This is a genomic window from Nesterenkonia natronophila, from assembly GCF_003595215.1.
In the GTDB taxonomy this organism is placed as follows: domain Bacteria; phylum Actinomycetota; class Actinomycetes; order Actinomycetales; family Micrococcaceae; genus Nesterenkonia; species Nesterenkonia natronophila.
This window is the reverse complement of sequence record NZ_QYZP01000001.1, coordinates 741,696-758,315: the sequence shown is the minus strand read 5'-3', so window position 1 is coordinate 758,315 and position 16,620 is coordinate 741,696. Positions and strand designations below refer to the sequence as shown.

General features: G+C 62.9%; 15 protein-coding genes. 6 read left to right on the top strand and 9 right to left on the bottom strand.

From position 1 onward, the window contains the following. The first annotated feature begins 14 nt into the window (after positions 1 to 14). On the top strand, positions 15 to 935 hold the full coding sequence (locus D3250_RS03535) for an ABC transporter substrate-binding protein (RefSeq protein ID WP_119901941.1): 921 nt from the start codon (positions 15 to 17) through the stop codon (positions 933 to 935). Between the two features lie 43 nt (positions 936 to 978). Here D3250_RS03535 and D3250_RS03530 read toward each other — a convergent pair whose 3' ends face one another. The 4 genes from D3250_RS03530 to D3250_RS03515 form a co-directional block, all read right to left on the bottom strand. After that, the gene (locus tag D3250_RS03530) at positions 979 to 2,493 is read right to left on the bottom strand and encodes a DEAD/DEAH box helicase (RefSeq protein WP_119901940.1); all 1,515 of its coding nucleotides are present in this window, start codon (positions 2,491 to 2,493) and stop codon (positions 979 to 981) included. Positions 2,494 to 2,501: 8 nt separating this feature from the next. Then, positions 2,502 to 2,735 carry a DUF3107 domain-containing protein gene (locus D3250_RS03525; RefSeq protein ID WP_119901939.1) on the bottom strand — a complete coding sequence of 78 codons (234 nt, stop codon included), beginning with the start codon at positions 2,733 to 2,735 and terminating at the stop codon, positions 2,502 to 2,504. Between the two features lie 89 nt (positions 2,736 to 2,824). Then, complete coding sequence (locus D3250_RS03520) at positions 2,825 to 3,457, bottom strand: TetR/AcrR family transcriptional regulator (protein ID WP_119902278.1); 633 nt, start codon at positions 3,455 to 3,457, stop codon at positions 2,825 to 2,827. A gap of 40 nt (positions 3,458 to 3,497) precedes the next feature. Continuing rightward, positions 3,498 to 4,355 carry a PHP domain-containing protein gene (locus D3250_RS03515; RefSeq protein WP_119901938.1) on the bottom strand — a complete coding sequence of 286 codons (858 nt, stop codon included), beginning with the start codon at positions 4,353 to 4,355 and terminating at the stop codon, positions 3,498 to 3,500. 61 nt (positions 4,356 to 4,416) lie between these two features. Between D3250_RS03515 and D3250_RS03510 the strand changes: the two genes are divergently transcribed. Further along, on the top strand, positions 4,417 to 5,961 hold the full coding sequence (locus D3250_RS03510; RefSeq protein ID WP_119901937.1) for an aminopeptidase P family protein: 1,545 nt from the start codon (positions 4,417 to 4,419) through the stop codon (positions 5,959 to 5,961). A gap of 79 nt (positions 5,962 to 6,040) precedes the next feature. Here the strand turns inward: D3250_RS03510 and lhgD are convergent, their stop codons facing one another. After that, positions 6,041 to 7,297, bottom strand: coding sequence for an L-2-hydroxyglutarate dehydrogenase (gene lhgD, locus D3250_RS03505; protein ID WP_119901936.1), 1,257 nt, complete (start codon positions 7,295 to 7,297; stop codon positions 6,041 to 6,043). 319 nt (positions 7,298 to 7,616) lie between these two features. Here lhgD and D3250_RS03500 point away from each other — a divergent pair, with 319 nt between their 5' ends. The 3 genes from D3250_RS03500 to D3250_RS03490 are packed head-to-tail and all read left to right on the top strand — an operon-like array spanning position 7,617 to position 11,207. After that, on the top strand, positions 7,617 to 8,642 hold the full coding sequence (locus D3250_RS03500) for a TAXI family TRAP transporter solute-binding subunit (RefSeq protein ID WP_264080517.1): 1,026 nt from the start codon (positions 7,617 to 7,619) through the stop codon (positions 8,640 to 8,642). 31 nt (positions 8,643 to 8,673) lie between these two features. Further along, positions 8,674 to 9,141, top strand: a complete 468-nt coding sequence (locus D3250_RS03495; RefSeq protein ID WP_158583057.1) for a DUF1850 domain-containing protein — start codon at positions 8,674 to 8,676, stop codon at positions 9,139 to 9,141. Further along, entirely contained in the window at positions 9,138 to 11,207 is a 2,070-nt protein-coding gene (locus tag D3250_RS03490) for a TRAP transporter permease (protein WP_119901933.1), read from the top strand. Before D3250_RS03495 ends, D3250_RS03490 begins: the two co-directional genes overlap by 4 nt. Positions 11,208 to 11,283: 76 nt before the next feature. Here D3250_RS03490 and D3250_RS03485 read toward each other — a convergent pair whose 3' ends face one another. The 4 genes from D3250_RS03485 to D3250_RS03470 are packed head-to-tail and all read right to left on the bottom strand — an operon-like array spanning position 11,284 to position 15,393. Then, the gene (locus D3250_RS03485; protein ID WP_119901932.1) at positions 11,284 to 11,775 is read right to left on the bottom strand and encodes an Lrp/AsnC family transcriptional regulator; all 492 of its coding nucleotides are present in this window, start codon (positions 11,773 to 11,775) and stop codon (positions 11,284 to 11,286) included. A 14-nt stretch (positions 11,776 to 11,789) separates the two neighbouring features. Beyond that, positions 11,790 to 12,671 (bottom strand): carbon-nitrogen hydrolase family protein, encoded by an 882-nt coding sequence (locus D3250_RS03480; RefSeq protein ID WP_119901931.1) that lies wholly within the window; start codon positions 12,669 to 12,671, stop codon positions 11,790 to 11,792. Continuing rightward, positions 12,668 to 14,443 carry a flavin monoamine oxidase family protein gene (locus D3250_RS03475; RefSeq protein WP_119901930.1) on the bottom strand — a complete coding sequence of 592 codons (1,776 nt, stop codon included), beginning with the start codon at positions 14,441 to 14,443 and terminating at the stop codon, positions 12,668 to 12,670. The genes D3250_RS03480 and D3250_RS03475 overlap by 4 nt, the downstream gene beginning before the upstream one ends. Positions 14,444 to 14,484: 41 nt before the next feature. Then, positions 14,485 to 15,393 carry a general stress protein gene (locus D3250_RS03470; RefSeq protein WP_119901929.1) on the bottom strand — a complete coding sequence of 303 codons (909 nt, stop codon included), beginning with the start codon at positions 15,391 to 15,393 and terminating at the stop codon, positions 14,485 to 14,487. A 32-nt stretch (positions 15,394 to 15,425) separates the two neighbouring features. On the opposite strand from D3250_RS03470, the gene D3250_RS03465 reads away from it, so the two are divergent. Next, positions 15,426 to 16,556, top strand: a complete 1,131-nt coding sequence (locus tag D3250_RS03465; RefSeq protein ID WP_225973107.1) for an Mrp/NBP35 family ATP-binding protein — start codon at positions 15,426 to 15,428, stop codon at positions 16,554 to 16,556. The last annotated feature ends 64 nt before the right edge of the window (positions 16,557 to 16,620 follow it).

Below are 16,620 nucleotides of genomic sequence, written 5' to 3'. Positions count from 1 at the left end.
GAAGAGGAACCACCATGAAACGTATTTCTGCAGCAACCGCCGGCCTCGCACTGCTGACTCTGAGCGCCTGCGGCGGAGGGGATCCGCTGGAGACCGATGACAATGGCGAGGACGCCTCACCAGCCGGTGAGAATGGTGCGCTGGTCGTCGGATCCCAGCAGTACTACTCCAATACGATCATCGCTGAGATTTACGCACAGGTGCTGGAGCAGGAGGGCTACGAGATCCAGCGGGAGTACGAGATTGGCCAGCGCGAGGTCTACATCCCGGAGCTGGAAGCCGGGGCCATTGACGTCTTCCCTGAGTACACGGGGAACCTGCTCGACTACTTCGACCCAGACAATGAGTCTGGGGAAGCTGATGCCGTCCACGCTGATCTTGGGGAGGCACTGCCCGAGGGCCTCCAGGCGCTGGACTACGCCGAAGCCACAGATCAGGACAGCTACGTGGTCACCGAGGAGTTCGCTCAGGAACACGACCTGAGCACGGTCGCGGACCTTGCTGAGGTGGACGAGGATCTGAGCATCGCGGCAAATGCCGAGTTCGAGACCCGGCCCTACGGGATCGAGGGTCTGGCCGAGACCTACGGAGTGGAGTTGGACCTGGTCCCCGTGGAGGACTCTGGGGGTCCGCTGACCCTGGGCGCACTGCTCGACGGGGAGGTGGAGGTCGCCAACATCTACAGCGCAGACCCGGCGATTGAGGACAACGACCTCATTATCCTGGAGGACACCGAGTCGCTGGTGCTCCCGCAGAACGTGGTGCCGATCGTCTCCGAGAGTGTGGACGACGCTGCACGAGATGCCATCAACGAGGTCCAAGCCGTCCTAGACCAACAGGAACTGCTGGACATTAATTCTCACTCCCAGTCCACCCAGGACAGTCCCGCCGACGTGGCTCAGTGGTGGTTGGAGGACCAGGGAATGCTCGACTGACTCAGCCAGCCGAACACTGCTCCCAGGTGGTCGACGTGAGTCTTCAGCCGCCGCTCTCAGAGCCGGAGACTTTTCTGCGGCGACGACGGCGGCGCTGTCCGCTCCCGGCACCTGAAGGAGCCGCCTGCTTGGACTGGGGGCCGGAGTCCCCACCTGATTCAGCGGAGCGGTCCGCTGAGCCCCTTCCGCTGCGACCGCGGTTCTTGGACCCCCCACCGCCGGATCGGCGGTCACGGCCGCGACCACCTTTGGACTGCGCTCCGCCGGGACCGCCGAGGTCCTCGAGCTCTTCACTCTCGAGTCCCTCCTTGGAGCGACGATGGCGGGGCAGCCGACCCTTGGTCCCTTTGGGAATGTCCAGGTCCTCGAATAGGTGCGGCGAGGAGGAGTAGGTCTCCACCGGCTCAGGGATGTCCAGACCGACAGCCTTGTTAATCAGACTCCAGCGGGGCATGTCTTCCCAATCGACGAAGGTCACAGCAGTGCCCTTCTGGCCTGCACGACCGGTTCTCCCGATGCGGTGCAGGTAGGTGTTGTCGTCCTCAGGGCATACGTAGTTGATCACGTGGGTCACATCTGTGACATCGATCCCGCGCGCGGCGACGTCGGTGGCGACCAGCACATCCACTTTGTCATTCCGGAATGCGCGCAGGGCCTGCTCACGCGCACCCTGGCCCAGGTCTCCATGGATGGCGCCGGCGGCGAACCCGCGGGTCTTGAGCTCATCGGAGAGCTTGTCTGCTTGGCGCTTGGTCCTGGTGAAGATGATCGTCCTGCCGCGGCCCTCCGCCTGCAAGATTCGGGCGATCATCTCATCTTTGTCCAACTGGTGAGCCCGGTAGACCACCTGGCGGATGTCCTTCTTGGTGACGCCCATGTCGAACGGATCGGCCGCACTGATGTGCGTGGGCTTGGTCATGAAGCGCCGCGCCATAGAGACCACTGGGCCCGGCATGGTGGCCGAGAACAGCATGGTCTGCCGGACGTCAGGGACGTAGGAGAGCAGCTTCTCCACATCGGGCAGGAACCCGAGGTCGAGCATTTCATCAGCCTCGTCCAGCACCACGATCTTCACGTTCTTGAGATTCAGGTGCTTCTGCCGGTGCAGGTCAATCAGCCGTCCCGGGGTGCCGACCACGATCTCCACGCCCGCGTTGAGCTGCTTGATCTGTGGCTCGTAGTCGCGGCCGCCGTAGATGGTGGCGATACGCGCGCGGAGCTTGCTGCCGGCGGTAGTGAGGTCTCCGGCCACCTGAACTGCCAGCTCGCGGGTCGGCGCGACAATCAGCGCCTGCGGGGCCCCCGGGCTGGGGAGCTGCTCGTAGGCCTCTGTGCCGGGCGCTGCGACCCGCTGCAGAACAGGGATGCCGAAACCGAGCGTCTTTCCCGTGCCGGTCTTTGCCTGGCCGATGATGTCATTTCCGGCCAGCGCTATCGGAAGCGTCTCCGCCTGGATTGGGAAGGGCGCAGTGATGCCCTTCTCGGCCAAAACCTCGACGATTTCGCTGCGGACCGCGAAGTCCGCGAAGGTCAACGTGTTTGTTGAAGTGTCTGTCATTCGTACTTTCACTCAGCGACGGCGGCGAAACCCACCGTCTGTTTGGTGTCAGAGCCGATCTCCACGTATCCGATGGAGTTCACCGGCACCACCACGGTCTTGTCGCGGCGGTCGGTGAGGCTCAGCAGCGGCGTGGACTTTTCGATTGCCTCGGCGACAGCCTTCTGAACATCCTCGGCAGTTGCGTCTGTCTCGACGACGATCTCCCGGGCAACGTTCTGGACTCCGATGCGTACTTCCATGCCACTCCTTGGTTCGGGTTCAGCGCCGGATCACTCTGAAAGAGAGCACGACGACGCCGCAGTACAAGTTTGACTTCCCATCCTACCTTTTACCAGCTCTCGGATTCTTTAGGGAATCCGGATATTCCTCTCCAGGCCAAACGAGCTGTCAGCTGCGCAGAAGTCTCCAGGTCAGGCCTTTCGGAGAGCATCGACCAGTGCCGGGCCGCGGCTGTTGCCATGCCCAACAGCCCATGACCGAGCATGGTGGCTTCTGCCATCGGCTGGCCGGTGTCATCGGCAATAACCTCCGCGATGGCCCCTGCCATATCGTCATGGAACCGCTCGAGACGTTCAGTGACGTCGTCGTCATTGTCCATCCCGGAGGAGAAGATCAGCCGGTACGCCTCATCCTTCCGAGCGATGAACTCGTAGAAGGCGGTGATCGTCCCGGAGACGCGTCCTTTGTTCGTCTCCTCCTCTGCGAGCACTGTGGTGAGTTCGTGCTGCAGCTGGCCCAGATGGGTGTCCAGCAGATCTAAGAAGAGCTCATGCTTGCCCGGAAAGTGTTGGTACAGCACAGGTTTGGAGACAGCAGCAGCCTCCGCGATGTCGTCCATCGAGGCAGCGTGAAAACCCTTGGCTACGAATACTTGGAGCGCGCACTCCAACAGCTGAAGGCGGCGCTTCTCGCGCGGAAGCCGTTTGGCTCTGGTGGGTTCGGAAACCGGTGCCGTGCTCATGATTGAAGAGTCTAGAGCACCCTGTGAACCGGAGCACACGCTAACTGGGCAGCGGGCCTACCGCTGGGCTCCCGGCGCCGAGCTCCAGAATTCGCACCACCTGCTCAGCCTCAGTCGTGTTCTCCCCCAACAGGTTCGGTTTGCCGCGGACGCCGTGGTAGTCAGAGGATCCGGTGATGATGAGATCGTGCCGTGCCGCAAGGTCCAGCAGCAGCTGGCGTCCCGGTTCCGGATTGTCGCGGTGGTAGACCTCCACCCCGCACAACCCGGCATCAACGAGCTCCTCCAACTCAGCGCGGCTCAGCGTACCTCCGCGAGCGCCAGCCATGGCGTGGGCGATGATCGGCACTCCACCGGCGGCCCGGATCCGCTGCACGACATCCACGGGATGCGGGTTCTCCTGATCGACGAAATACTTGGTTCCGCGGTGCAGGTACTTGTTGAAAGCCTCACTCCGGCTGGAAACCACCCCAGCTGCTACCAGAGCATCAGCCAGGTGCGGACGGCCGATCGAAGTGTCGGCCCGTATGTGTTCCAGCACCAGCTCCCAAGTCACCGGAAAGTCTTCGGAAAGCCGGTCGCAGATGCGTTTAGCCCGCTCCATCCGGCCACCGCGTGCGGCAGCGTTGATCTCCATCATCCCCGGGTGCTCCGGATCGTGGAGGTAGCTGAGCATGTGCACACTGACATTGGCGGTCTTAGAGGTGACCTCCATCCCCGGAATGAACGCCAGTCCCTGCTTGAGAGCTTCCGCCCGAGCTTCGGCCCAACCGGCGCTGGAATCGTGGTCGGTCAGCGCCAAGCCAGCCACGCCGGCACGAGCCGCCTCAGCCACCACATGCGCCGGAGGCTCTGTTCCGTCAGATGCCGTGGAGTGCGTATGCAGGTCAAAGCTCATCTTATTACTGTATCCAGCTCACCTCATGCCAAGCCGAGAGTCGGCACTTAGACTGAAACTCATGACATCCGAAGAGCACACCAGCCAGGACGCCCAGCAGCTCAAAGACCGGGTCAACAACCGATCGCAGCGCCCGCAGTCAGCGGCCTTCAAACAGTTCATGGCCTCCCACTGGGCCGAGTCGGCGACGAGCACCCACGCCCCCGATGCGGTCGCTGAGTATTCCCCCAGTCGTCGTCGGGCGGTATCCGAGCGGTTCTCCGGCGAGCGCGTGGTGGTTCCCGCCGGCCCCCTGAAGGTGCGCTCCAACGACACCGACTACCGCTTCCGGCCCCACTCAGCCTTCGCCCACCTCACCGGCCTGGGCGTTGATCACGAACCCAACGCAGTGCTGGTGTTCGAACCGGTGGAGCCCGGCACTGGTGACGACGGTGGCGACCACGAGGTCACCCTGTACTTCAAGCCCATGGCCGGACGCTCCACTGAGGAGTTCTACTCGGACTCCCGCTACGGAGAGTTCTGGATCGGGCCGCGGCCGGGGCTGGAGGAGTTCGAACAACGGCTAGGGATTCGAGCCAAGGATCTCGGTGAGCTGGAGCCCGCCGTGACCAAGAACGCCGGCGCGGTAGAGATCGGAGGAACCCGCATTAGGCTGCTGCGCGAGGTCGACCTGAACGTGGAGGCGCTGGTGGACACCTCCCGGATCAACACCGGGGTGGATCTGGAGGCTTCTGATGCGCTGGACGCGGAGCTCACGGAATTCTGCTCCGAACTGCGCCTGGTGAAGGACGAATGGGAGGTCGACCAGATGCGGCACTCGGTACACGCGACAATCGCCGGGTTTGAGGATGTGGTGCGCGCCCTGCCCCGCGCCGTCGGCCACGACCGTGGTGAGCGGATTGTGGAGGGGGCCTTCTTCGCCCGAGCGCGGTTGGAGGGCAATGACCTGGGATACGACACCATTGCGGCGTCGGGTAACAACGCCACCGTCCTGCACTGGATCCGCAATCATGACCGGATTGAGCCCGGGGAGCTGCTGCTGCTCGATGCCGGGGTCGAAGCTGATTCGTTGTACACCGCGGACCTCACCCGCACCATCCCGGTCTCCGGGACGTTCACGTCTGTGCAGCGGAGGGTCTACGAGGCGGTTCTGGCTGCCGCTGATGCAGCTTTCGACATCGTCAAGCCCGGAATCCAGTTCCGGGAGATCCATCAGGCGGCCGTGACTGTCTTGGCCGAGCACCTGGATCAGTGGGGTCTGCTGCCGGTGCCGCTGGAGGAGGCGCTCTCACCTGAGGGTCAGCATCACCGGCGATGGATGCCGCATGGGACCAGTCATCACCTGGGGCTGGACGTCCATGACTGCGCACAGGCCAAAAGGGACCTGTACCTGGATGGGATTCTGGAGCCGGGAATGGTCTTCACCATTGAGCCGGGGCTCTACTTCAAGGAGGAGGATCTCGCAGTGCCGGAGGAGTACCGCGGCATCGGCATTCGGATTGAGGATGATGTGCTGGTCACCGAGGACGGCGCCGAGAACCTCTCCAGTGCGCTTCCCCGCACTCCAGAGGCCGTGGAAGGCTGGATCGCCAAACTTCAGGGTTGAGGGCCGGGACCCTGATGGGTGTGCGGCCGAGCGTCCGCCCGGGCCGAACACTCCACTGTGTTCCAGCTCCAGCAGCGCCTCACACAGTGTGCTCTTCGCGCAGGGCCTGAGAGACGATGTGCTCGGCAATAGCCAGAGCGCTGGTCGCCGCCGGAGAGGGCGCGTTGCGCACATGCACCAGACGGGCAGAACCGGTGATGACGAAGTCGTCCACGAGGCTCCCATCGGCATTCATCGCCTGAGCGCGAATGCCCCGTGACCCCCGAGTGACGTCGCTGAGCGCTATGCCGGGCATATACTTGTTGGCCTCCCCGACGAAAACGCGCTTGCTCATCGCGGTGCGGGTCTCGCGGATCGCCGCCGGGATGTTCTTGGACGCGAACTTCCAGAAACCTGGGCTGCTCACAACCTCCAACACATCCCGCGGATTGAGCCCAAGCCTGCTGTAGTGCTCCCTGCCCAGAGCGAGAAACGCATTGGGACCCAGCATGACCTCTCCATCGTAGCGCCGGGTGATGTGCACCCCCAGGAATGGGTACTGCGGATCAGGCACGGGATAGATCAGGCCGTTGACTTGGGCCGCCTTTTGTTCTGACAACATGAAGTAGTCACCATAGAAGGGCACGATCTTGGGAAAAGCGTCCTCCCCACTGCCTCGGGCGAGTCTGTCCGACTGGGTGCCGGCGCAGGTGATCACCAGATCAAAGTGATCAATCTTTGGTGAGCCGCCTTTTGTGCCCGCAGACTCGGCGGAAACCCTGACAGCACCACGAGCGGAAGAGGCCGACGACGCCGCGCCCTCCGAAATGCTCCGGACCTCAGTCGAGAGCCGCACCTCTCCCCCACTCGCTGTAATCTCTCGCGACAACGCCTCGGCCACACCGGCGAAATCTGCGATCGCTGTGGTCGGAGAATGCAGGGCCGCCAGGCCCACCGCAGCCGGTTCGACCTCTGAAATCTCATCCGGACCGATCATTCGGATCCCCGGCACGCCGTTGGCGGTGGCCCGGTGGTAGATGTTCTTGAGCCGCTCCAGTTCCACCTGGTCCTTGGCCACCACGATCTTGCCACACTCCTGATAGCTGACTCCGTGAGTTCGGGCGAACTCCTGGAGCAGACCGACGCCACGACGGCATAACCGGGCTTTGAGTCCGCCTGGGGTGTAGTACAGGCCCGCGTGGACTACACCGCTATTGCGGCCGGTCTGGTGCGCAGCGACGCGGTCCTCCTTCTCATAGACGACCACTTCCGAACCGGGGCGGCGGTCCAGGAGCTCCCGGGCAACGGCCAGCCCGATGATCCCTCCTCCGATGACGGCTACTCGGCCCAGGCTCATCAACACTCCTTCACGCTTGTATGCGGGTGTCCCAGCCGACAGCAGACCGCAGCTCACCCATGAGATTCTCAGGTCAACGTACGCCGATGGGCTTGTTGCATGCAACACTGTACGGTGAAACGCGCGTCACACCTCGCCATCATCCTGCACGGGGTGCGAGATCGCATCGACTGCGCACGTCTCGATTGGACGTAGCATCAGCACGCCATCGTCTTGTCCCTCTCAAAAGGAGGTTCAAAGTAAGATGGCTCACGAACTACAACAGGAAACAACGCGCCACAAAAGTTAGAGGAGCACCATGTTAGTAAGACGAGGACGTTTGACATCCGCAGGTGCGGTATTGGCTGCCAGTGCGCTGCTGTTGTCAGCATGCGGCGACGATGGCAACGGAGAAGACGGAGCAGCTGAGGGTGCAGAGGAGGAGGTCGGCGATACGGACGCCGAATTCCTGACTATGGCCACTGGCGGCTCATCCGGCGTGTATTACCAGATCGGCGCCACGATGTCCGATGTGCTGGCTGAGGAACTCGGTTCAGACACCTCAGTGCAGGCCACTGGCGCATCTGCCGAGAACATCAACCTCATCACCGATGACAATGCCGAATTGGCCATGACCATGGGGGACGCCACCGTCCAAGCGTTGGAGGGGTCCGGACCGTTCGAGGATGACCCGCGCGAGGGTCTGATGGCGATCATGACGATGTACCCCAACACCGTGCAGCTGATTGCCCGTGATGGTTCTGGCATCGAGTCCGTGGAGGACCTGGCCGGGGCAAATGTGGCTGTAGGGGACGTCGGGTCCGGCGTAGAGCTCAACGCTCAGATGGTGCTCGGTGCTTATGACATGAGCTACGACGACGTGAACGAGGACTACCTCTCCTACGCTGAGGCTACTGACCAGATGGCCAACGGGCACATCGACGCGCTGTTTGCGACCTCTGGTCTGCCTAACCCATCGCTGACCGAGCTGGCCACCAATACGGACTTCAGCACTGTGCCGATCGATGGCGATGGCCGGGAGAACCTGCTCTCTGAGTACGAGTTCTTCCAGGAAGCCACGATCCCAGCGGACACCTACGATGACGACTCCGATGTTGAGACCGTCAGCGTGACCAACCACCTGATCGTCAACTCCGAGCTCAGTGAAGATGCGGTCTACGACATCACGGCCACGCTGTTCGACAACATTGATCGTATCCATGGCTCCCATGCCGAGGCGGAGAACATCACCTTGGACACCGCCACCGACGGTTTGGTGATCCCCCTGCACCCCGGCGCTGAGCGGTACTACGAGGAGCAGGGCGTCGAGACCGATGAAGGCAGTGACGAGGACGCCGACGAGTAGTAGTCCGACCCGGTCTGCGCTACTTCTCTCAGTGCCTCTGCGGAGGCGGCAGCTGCTGCGTGCGGCAGTTGCCTCCTCCGCGCTGGCCTTGGTCACCGGATGTGCCGAGGAGCAGGGGCACCGACTGCTCTGCCAGCATCAACGCACAGGCGAAGTGTATGCAGAACTGAATATCAAGCTCGGCGCGATCATCACTCACTCCTGGCTGCACTCCATCGAGTTGTCCCGTTGGACGGACAGGTATCGTTTCGACGGAGAACGACTGATGCTGATCAGCACCGAATTTGAAGAGTACGGAGCCGGAATGCCCTTGGATGAGGGGGACCTCACCTTCCAAGACGGCAAGATAGTGATCGAGAATATCGACCGTCCCTTCGAAGCTATCGGTTGGATTCACTCGCACCGGGTGGGCTACCGGATCGGCGTCGACGGCGACACTGATCTCATAGACCCCGACGAGTTGCCCGACCGCGAACCCATAGAACTGAGGCCCAGATGAGCAGGGACGCAAGGACGACTACTGGGAACTCAGGTGAGCACCCAGAGGATCGTGCGGCAGAGACAGACACCGACACCTCAGGGCGCGAACCGTTGACGCTGGTCCCCGATTCCGAGGAGGATCGGCGAGCCCAGGAGAAGCAAGCTTCCGAGGCCGCTGCGAAGTATGACGCCGAGTCCCGCATCAGAGAGACACACTGGAGGCCGTTGGCCCTAGTCATCAGTGCAGTGGCGGTCTTCACCGCCGTCTACCACATGTACACGGCGTATTTCGGCGCCCCTCCCACCCTGATCCACCGCGCATTGCACGTCAGCCTCATGCTGTTCCTGGTGTTCTTGCTGTACCCACCCACACGCCGGAGCAAAGCAAACTGGTGGCGGATCCCCGACGCGGCGCTGGCCCTGCTCTCACTGGTTCCTTGGCTCTACATCTGGCTGAACTACCAACAGTTGGTGCTCCAGGCCGGCCGATTCACTGCGACCGATGCGCTGGTGGCCACTCTTCTGGTCGTCCTCGTCCTCGAAGCCGCACGCCGCGTGACGGGCTGGGCTCTGCCGATCCTCGCGATCCTGTTCATCCTCTTCGGCATGTTTGGCCGCGATATGCCCGGGCTGCTGCGCCACCGCGGTTTCGACTGGGACACTCTGTCCTACCAGTTCTTCGCTACGACTGAGGGGATCTACGGCACTGCCATCGGTGTCTCCTCCACCTATATCATTCTGTTCATTCTGTTCGGCGCTTTCCTGGCGAAGTCCGGGATGAGTCAACTGTTCAACGACCTTGCTCTGGCGATCGCGGGACAGACTCGTGGGGGGCCCGCCAAGGTGGCCACCTTGGCCTCGGGCCTGATGGGCTCGATCAACGGTTCGGCAATCGCCAACGTGGTCTCCACCGGAGCCTTCACCATCCCGCTCATGAAGAAGGTCGGTTACAGCAAGAACTTCTCCGGGGCCGTGGAAGCCTCATCTTCGGTGGGCGGACAGATCCTGCCGCCCATCATGGGCGCCGCCGCGTTCATCATGGCCGAGACCATCGGGGTGCCCTACACCACGGTCGCGCTGGCAGCTATTGTCCCCGCGATGCTGTATTATATCAGCCTCATCGCCCAGATTCACCTGCGTGCAACCCGTCTGGGTTTGAAAGGGATCTCCAAGGACAACCTGCCGGCCGTGCTGACCGTGCTCAAAGAGCGCGGCCATATGCTCCTCCCACTGGTCTTCCTGCTCTATATGCTGTTCTTCTCGGGCCGCACCATCCTCTACTCGGCACTCCTGACCATCCTGGTCACAATTGCCTGCGCCACATTGCGCAAAACCAGCCGCATGAACTTCCGGGATATCCTCCAAGCCCTGGAGGACGGGACCCGCTCGGCGATCGGGGTCGCAGTGGCCTGTGCGTCAGTCGGCATCATCGTCGGAGTAGTGACCATCTCCGGCTTCGGCGTGACTCTGGCCTCTGCCATCGTGCAACTTTCCGGCGGCGTGCTGTTCTGGACGCTGTTCTTCACAATGATCGCTTGCTTGGTATTGGGCATGGGGCTTCCTTCTATCCCGGCTTACATCGTCACCGCCACGATGGCAGCCCCGGCGCTGACACAGCTTGGCGTCGAGCCGTTGGTCGCCCACCTGTTCGTGTTCTACTTCGGGCTTTTTGCCAATATCACTCCGCCCGTGGCGCTTGCAGCCTTTGCCGCAGCCGGGGTGTCCGGGGGCCGGCCGATGGCCACCGGCGGAGCGGCGTTCAAGCTCGCCGGTGCCGGCATCGTCATCCCTTACATCTTCGTGTTCAACCCGGACCTGCTGCTGCGCGATGTCAGCTTCATCGATGGCGTCTGGGTGGTGACGTCCGCCATCGTCGCCGTACTGCTGCTCTCCATCGCCCTCGAAGGTCACTTCATGGAGCCGATGTCCTGGTATCTGCGACCGATCATCGCTGCCGGAGCAATCATGATGCTCAACACAAACCTGCTCTATGACCTGATAGGTCTGGGCATGGTGCTGGCAGTCCTTGCGGTGCAGATGATCAAGGCCCGCCAGAATGAGAACTTGAGGATCAAGGCGATCTGAACCAGGGGCGGCTCAACCGGCCGGGGCGGGGTCAGGGCATGCTGCTGATCACCGCACCGGTCAGGATCGCCACGCTTCAGGACAGCTGATCCGGCAAAGCCTCCGGAGCGGGAACGGTGATCGGTCTGCCCTCAAAAAAGGTCTGGAGCACTACGGTGGTGCGGGTGTTGACCGAGGCTGCCTGGCGGATGTCGCGGATCAGTGCTTCGAGGTCGCGGGGCGTGGGCACGCGGACGAAGAGCATGTAGCTTGCGTCGCCGGCCACCGAGTGGCAGGCTTCGATGGCTTCGAGGTGCTCCAGCCGCTGGGGTGCGTCATCGGCTTGAGCTGGGTCCAGCGGTGTGATTTCGATGAAGGCCGAGAGCGGCTTGCCCAGCGCCTCCGGGGACAGTTCAGCCTTATAGCCGCGGATGACACCCTTGGTCTCCAAACGGCGGACTCGCCCCTGAACTGCTGAGACGGAGAGGCCTGCTCTCTCGGACAACTGGGACAGAGTGGTGCGGGCATCCCGGGAGAGTTCCCGGAGAATGGCTGCGTCGATCGCGTCGTGTGTTCCAGCACCTGCCATCTGCTCAGAGTATCTCAACTCGGCGCTCCCCAGTCCGGATCGTCAGGACGGGGGTGGAGATCGAACCGCCGATCCCGCAGGTAGGGGTTCTGCAACCGTGAGGCCGCCAAGGTTTCGCGGCTGATCTCGCAGATCACGAGTTCCTCCTCGCGCCCTGCACGGCTTTGCACGGCGCCGTCGGGGCCTATGACACAGCTGAGTCCGCCGTAACGGAACCTTGAGTCCTCCCCGCAGTAGTTCGCGTAGGCAAGGTAGACCTGGTTCTCAAGTGCGCGCGCTGGCAGAAGTATCTGCTGCACGTGGTCGTAGGCGGCCATATTGGCGGTCGGCACGCAGATGATGTCTGCGCCGTGGAGGGCCAGCCCCCGTGCCACTTCTGGGAATTCGATGTCGTAGCAGATTGCTACTCCCAGCCGCCACTCTCGCCAGGGCACCACAGGGCAGGCGGACAGCTGGCCCTCACCGGTCGCCCCACCGGTGCTCCCCTGGACTGGGTCTACCGGCTGGGTGTCGAACTGTTCGCGGTCCACGTCGCCGAAGTAGTGCAGTTTCCGGTAGTCAAGCATCCGCACACCGTCGGAATCGGTGAACCCGACGGTGTTGAAGATTCGCCCGGCGTCATCTTCCTCCGGGTAACCGTAGATGATGGCCACTTGGTGGTCCCTTGCGATGGCAGCCACCTTCTGCGCCGAAGGACCGTTCGCAAATTCTGCCAGCGCAACAGTCTGGGCCCTGCCCAGGACGTAGCCGGTCAGAAACATCTCCGGCAGGATCAACACGTCTGCCCCGGCGTCGCTGGCCGCAGCGGCCAGTTCATCCATGGTGTGAAGGTTCTCCACCTTGGCGCCGGTGCGTGGTGGGACCTGGCCCAGAGCGAGTCGGAGTATCGAACTCATTCCGGAAGCTCCACTGGACCGAGTTCAGGGTAGCGATCCCCTGGCCCGGGATTTTCAGGATGGGTGCGTCCACCGAAGTGGGTGAGAATTCCCCACACTGCGTTCAGAGCTGTCTGTACGGCCCCCTCAGCCCACGCAGGGGTGAACGAGATGCTGTCACCAGCCAAGAAGATGCCGCGTTCGGAGTCCGGCATGTCCTCCTGCATGAAGTGCCCGTACATGCGGTGATTGTAGCGGTAGTGTCCGGGCAGTGCGCCTTTGAATGCGCCCAGGAAGTAGGGATTGGATTCCCAGGAGACGGTCACCGGCTCACCAATGATGTGACTGCGGATGTCCAGACCGGGGTAGATCTTCTCCAGCGCCCGAATTGCCAGTTCTGCGCGTTTCTCCGCACTGTAGGGCAGCATCTTCAGCGCATCGGACATCCACGAGTAGGTCAGGCAGATGACCCCAGGCTGGTCCGGCCCGTTGTCGAAGAGGTAGGTCCCACGCGTGAGCCGGTCGGTCAGCGTCATGCTCATCACCTGCCGTCCGGTGTGCGGGTCGATCTCTTTCCAAAACGAGTGATCCACGGCTACGAAGGTCTTTGAGGACTGCATATACCGAGTACGATCCAACGCCATCCACAGGCTCTGCGAGAACAGGCTCTCGTCGCAGTCGATTTCGGTGGTGAGCAGCCAGCTCTGACAGGTGGCGAGCACCGCGTCATAGCTGCAGACCTCCCCGGAGGTTTCTGTCACGGCAATCCGGCCATCCGCGAGCCGGCGCAGTGAGGCGACGGCCCCGCGCGGCGTTCCGGTCCGTGAAGCCTCCGAGGGGTCGGGCCTGGGGGTGTGCAGGCTGGCAAGTGTGGTGCCCTTCGGCCAACGGGGGCTGTCATTCACGGCACGGTTCCACAGGCCCACAGGCAGCTGTTCGACTCCGCCGACCACGAGCTCCTGGTGGGAGTCGCACTCAGTGACGACTACACGCAGGATCTCCAGCATGGAGTTGGCGAAGTCGGAGTCCCACCCCCCGGTGCCGAAACCTACCTGGCCGAACACCTCGCGGTGTCGGAAGGAGAGATCTGCGAACTCCTCGGCCCGTGAGACGAACTCGTAGAAACTCGTCTCATCCCACGCGGCAACAATCTTGTTCCACAGCGACTTCAAAGTCTGGGCATCCCGAGTGCGAATCGCTTCCTGCAGGCCGCTGAGGCCGAACTCCCGCTCCAATGCCGCGTCCCAGGCTTCGGCTACCTCTTTGAAGAGGTCGGGGAGGTCAGCGAGGGTTTCCGCGTACCAGGTCTCCCCGCCGAGATCGATCACCGTGCTTCCTGCAGCTTCGGTGAGCGGGTTGGGGAAGGGCTCGGTCCGTAGCCCGAGGAGCTCGAGATAATGGTAGAAGCTGGTCGAGGAGACGGGAAACCGCATCCCTCCAAGCTCAGCAACGGCTTCACTGCTGCCGTCGGAGCTCGCTCCGTCGTCGTGCGCTGTCGGCAAGGGGAAGCGCTCTGACCTGAGTCGCCCGCCCAGCCGCTCGGCCTCGTAGACCACAGGTCGCAGTCCTAGCCGCATCAGCTCGTAGGCCGCCACCAATCCAGCGATCCCGCCGCCGATGACGGCCACTTCTCGACCCAGGGCCTCCGCCGGGAGAACGCCGAGACCTGTGGGGGCTTTCACCCACGCGTCATAACCGAAGGGGAAGTCTGGCCCGAACACAGTGACCGGCGCGGCAGACCCACCAAAAGAATCAGCGCATGAGGCACTCTCTGCCGAAGGAAATGTTGTCATAGCTCAAAGGTACAGGAATTTATCCCACACCTGCGTTGCTCTCAGGCTCGGGTGTTCTCCTCGTCAGGAGCGGACGTGCGCTCCGACTGGCGATCCGCGGATCCCTCGGCGGGGTCCGGGTCCGGCTCCTCTGCAACCCTCTGGCTCTGCTGCTGTGCATCGTCCAGTCGAACGCCGTAGCGGGGTCTTCCGTCGGGCTGCTGCCACTGCTGGGCAGCGCCGGTGCGCTCAGCGTGGTCGGCCGTCTCAGACCTTCCGGGGGATGCCGCGTTTTCCTCCAATGACTGTGCCTGCTTCTCGTGACTCTGCACCTGGGTCGAGGGTGCCTCTGCAGGCGGCGAGGTCGAATTCGGCCCAAGCGGCTGCGCTGTGGGCTGCCCCCTGGTCTGCGCAGCGGCCTCATGTGTACTGGCGTCCCGCGCTGGTGTTGAGAGCGCAGAACGTTGCCCAGTGGGGTCATTCAAAGCGTTGAGACTGGTGACCCCTGCTCCGGGCACCAATTGGCGCGCCCGCTGCGCCACCTGGAAATCACAAACGACGTCGTAGGTGGTCGCGGTCAGCTGGGAGGCGGAGACAAACCCACGGGTGCCGCGTCGGGCGGCGAAGCTCACCACCCCGATGATCATCCAGATCGCCATACCCATCAGCACGGCCATCGCCAGATTCAGCAGCGGAGCCTCCGGGGCGAACAGCATCAGCAGCAAACCCATGAAGGCGCCGAAGAGTGCGCCCTGCAGCGCTCCCGTACCTGCCACCCGCGGATAGCTGAGCCGAGCCCGGACCTTCTCCACTGACCGAAGATCATTGCCGACTATCGTCAGCGCCTTCACGTCGAAATCATGGTCCGCGACCAAATGGTCCACGACCTTCTGCGCGTCCTCGTAGGAGCGGTAGCGCCCCAGCAGTTCGCCTCGGGGCAGGGCACCGGTGTGTATAGGGAGAGTTGCCATAGTCCCCATTGTCCCCCTACTAGACTGGAGAGGTGTCAGAATCAGCTGCTGCCGAACGAGTCCGTCGCCGGCTCGACGACGTCCTAGACCCTGAGCTCCGTGTCCCCATCACGCAGCTCGGCATGGTCGGGGAGGTCAAGGTTGACGCTGCCGGCACCGCCGAGATCACGGTGAAGCTCACTACTGAGGCGTGCCCCATGCGCAGCCGGATCGTCGAGGACGTCAGTGCGGCCGCGGTGCGCGCCGAGGGAATCAGCACAGCTCAGGTGCACCTGGATGTGATGACCCCGGAACAGCGCGCTGCGCTGAAGGAACAGCTGCGCGACGGCCACGGGGAGAAGGTGAACCGGTTCGCCCAACCGGATTCGCTTACCCAGGTCTACGCCGTGGCTTCCGGAAAGGGCGGGGTCGGAAAATCAACGGTCACCGTCAACCTTGCCTGCGCGCTGGCCGCCCAGGGACTCAAGGTGGGAATCGTCGACGCCGATGTGCACGGGTTCTCGGTGCCGGGCCTGATGGGAATCACCGACAAACCCACACGCATTGACGAGCTCATCCTGCCGCCGGTGGCCTACGACGTGAAGACCATCTCAATCGGCATGTTTGTCGACGGCAACAAGGCTGTGGCGTGGCGGGGACCCATGCTCCACCGGGCGGTGGAACAGTTTCTCACTGATGTGCACTTCGGGGACCTTGACGTACTGCTGTTGGATCTCCCCCCAGGCACCGGCGACATTGCCATATCTGTGGCCCAGCTGCTGCCCGGGGCTGAGCTGCTGGTAGTCACCACCCCGCAGAATGCCGCAGCCGAGGTCGCTGAGCGAGCCGGTGCGCTCAGCACCCAGACGGAGCAGCACGTCGCTGGCGTCATCGAAAATATGGGGCCCCTGACACTGCCTGACGGGACGGTCCTTGACCTGTTCGGCTCCGGCGGAGGGCAGCTGGTCGCCGATCGGCTAAGTGCTCAGTTGGACACCGCAGTGCCTCTGCTGGGTTCGGTCCCTTTGGACACTGCCCTGCGGCAGTCCGGTGACGACGGCGCCCCGGTGGTGATATCCGCCCCTGATTCCCCCGCCGGACAGGCCCTGCGGGAGGTTGCCGACCGGCTGGCAAGCCGCTCAAGAGGTATTGCGGGCCGGCAGCTGCCCCTGAGCTTAGCCTGAGCGGATAGGATTCTATTTCGCCCTGATGACCACCGGCGTGCAAGACATTTCACCGCACAAGCCG

Bases quoted from the DNA above. Each gene is read 5' to 3' on its own strand.
- D3250_RS03535 (WP_119901941.1), top strand. From the start codon at position 15: ATGAAACGTATTTCTGCAGCAACCGCCGGCCTCGCACTGCTGACTCTG.
- D3250_RS03530 (WP_119901940.1), bottom strand. From the start codon at position 2,493: ATGACAGACACTTCAACAAACACGTTGACCTTCGCGGACTTCGCGGTC.
- D3250_RS03525 (WP_119901939.1), bottom strand. From the start codon at position 2,735: ATGGAAGTACGCATCGGAGTCCAGAACGTTGCCCGGGAGATCGTCGTC.
- D3250_RS03520 (WP_119902278.1), bottom strand. From the start codon at position 3,457: ATGAGCACGGCACCGGTTTCCGAACCCACCAGAGCCAAACGGCTTCCG.
- D3250_RS03515 (WP_119901938.1), bottom strand. From the start codon at position 4,355: ATGAGCTTTGACCTGCATACGCACTCCACGGCATCTGACGGAACAGAG.
- D3250_RS03510 (WP_119901937.1), top strand. From the start codon at position 4,417: ATGACATCCGAAGAGCACACCAGCCAGGACGCCCAGCAGCTCAAAGAC.
- lhgD (WP_119901936.1), bottom strand. From the start codon at position 7,297: ATGAGCCTGGGCCGAGTAGCCGTCATCGGAGGAGGGATCATCGGGCTG.
- D3250_RS03490 (WP_119901933.1), top strand. From the start codon at position 9,138: ATGAGCAGGGACGCAAGGACGACTACTGGGAACTCAGGTGAGCACCCA.
- D3250_RS03485 (WP_119901932.1), bottom strand. From the start codon at position 11,775: ATGGCAGGTGCTGGAACACACGACGCGATCGACGCAGCCATTCTCCGG.
- D3250_RS03480 (WP_119901931.1), bottom strand. From the start codon at position 12,671: ATGAGTTCGATACTCCGACTCGCTCTGGGCCAGGTCCCACCACGCACC.
- D3250_RS03475 (WP_119901930.1), bottom strand. From the start codon at position 14,443: ATGACAACATTTCCTTCGGCAGAGAGTGCCTCATGCGCTGATTCTTTT.
- D3250_RS03470 (WP_119901929.1), bottom strand. From the start codon at position 15,393: ATGGCAACTCTCCCTATACACACCGGTGCCCTGCCCCGAGGCGAACTG.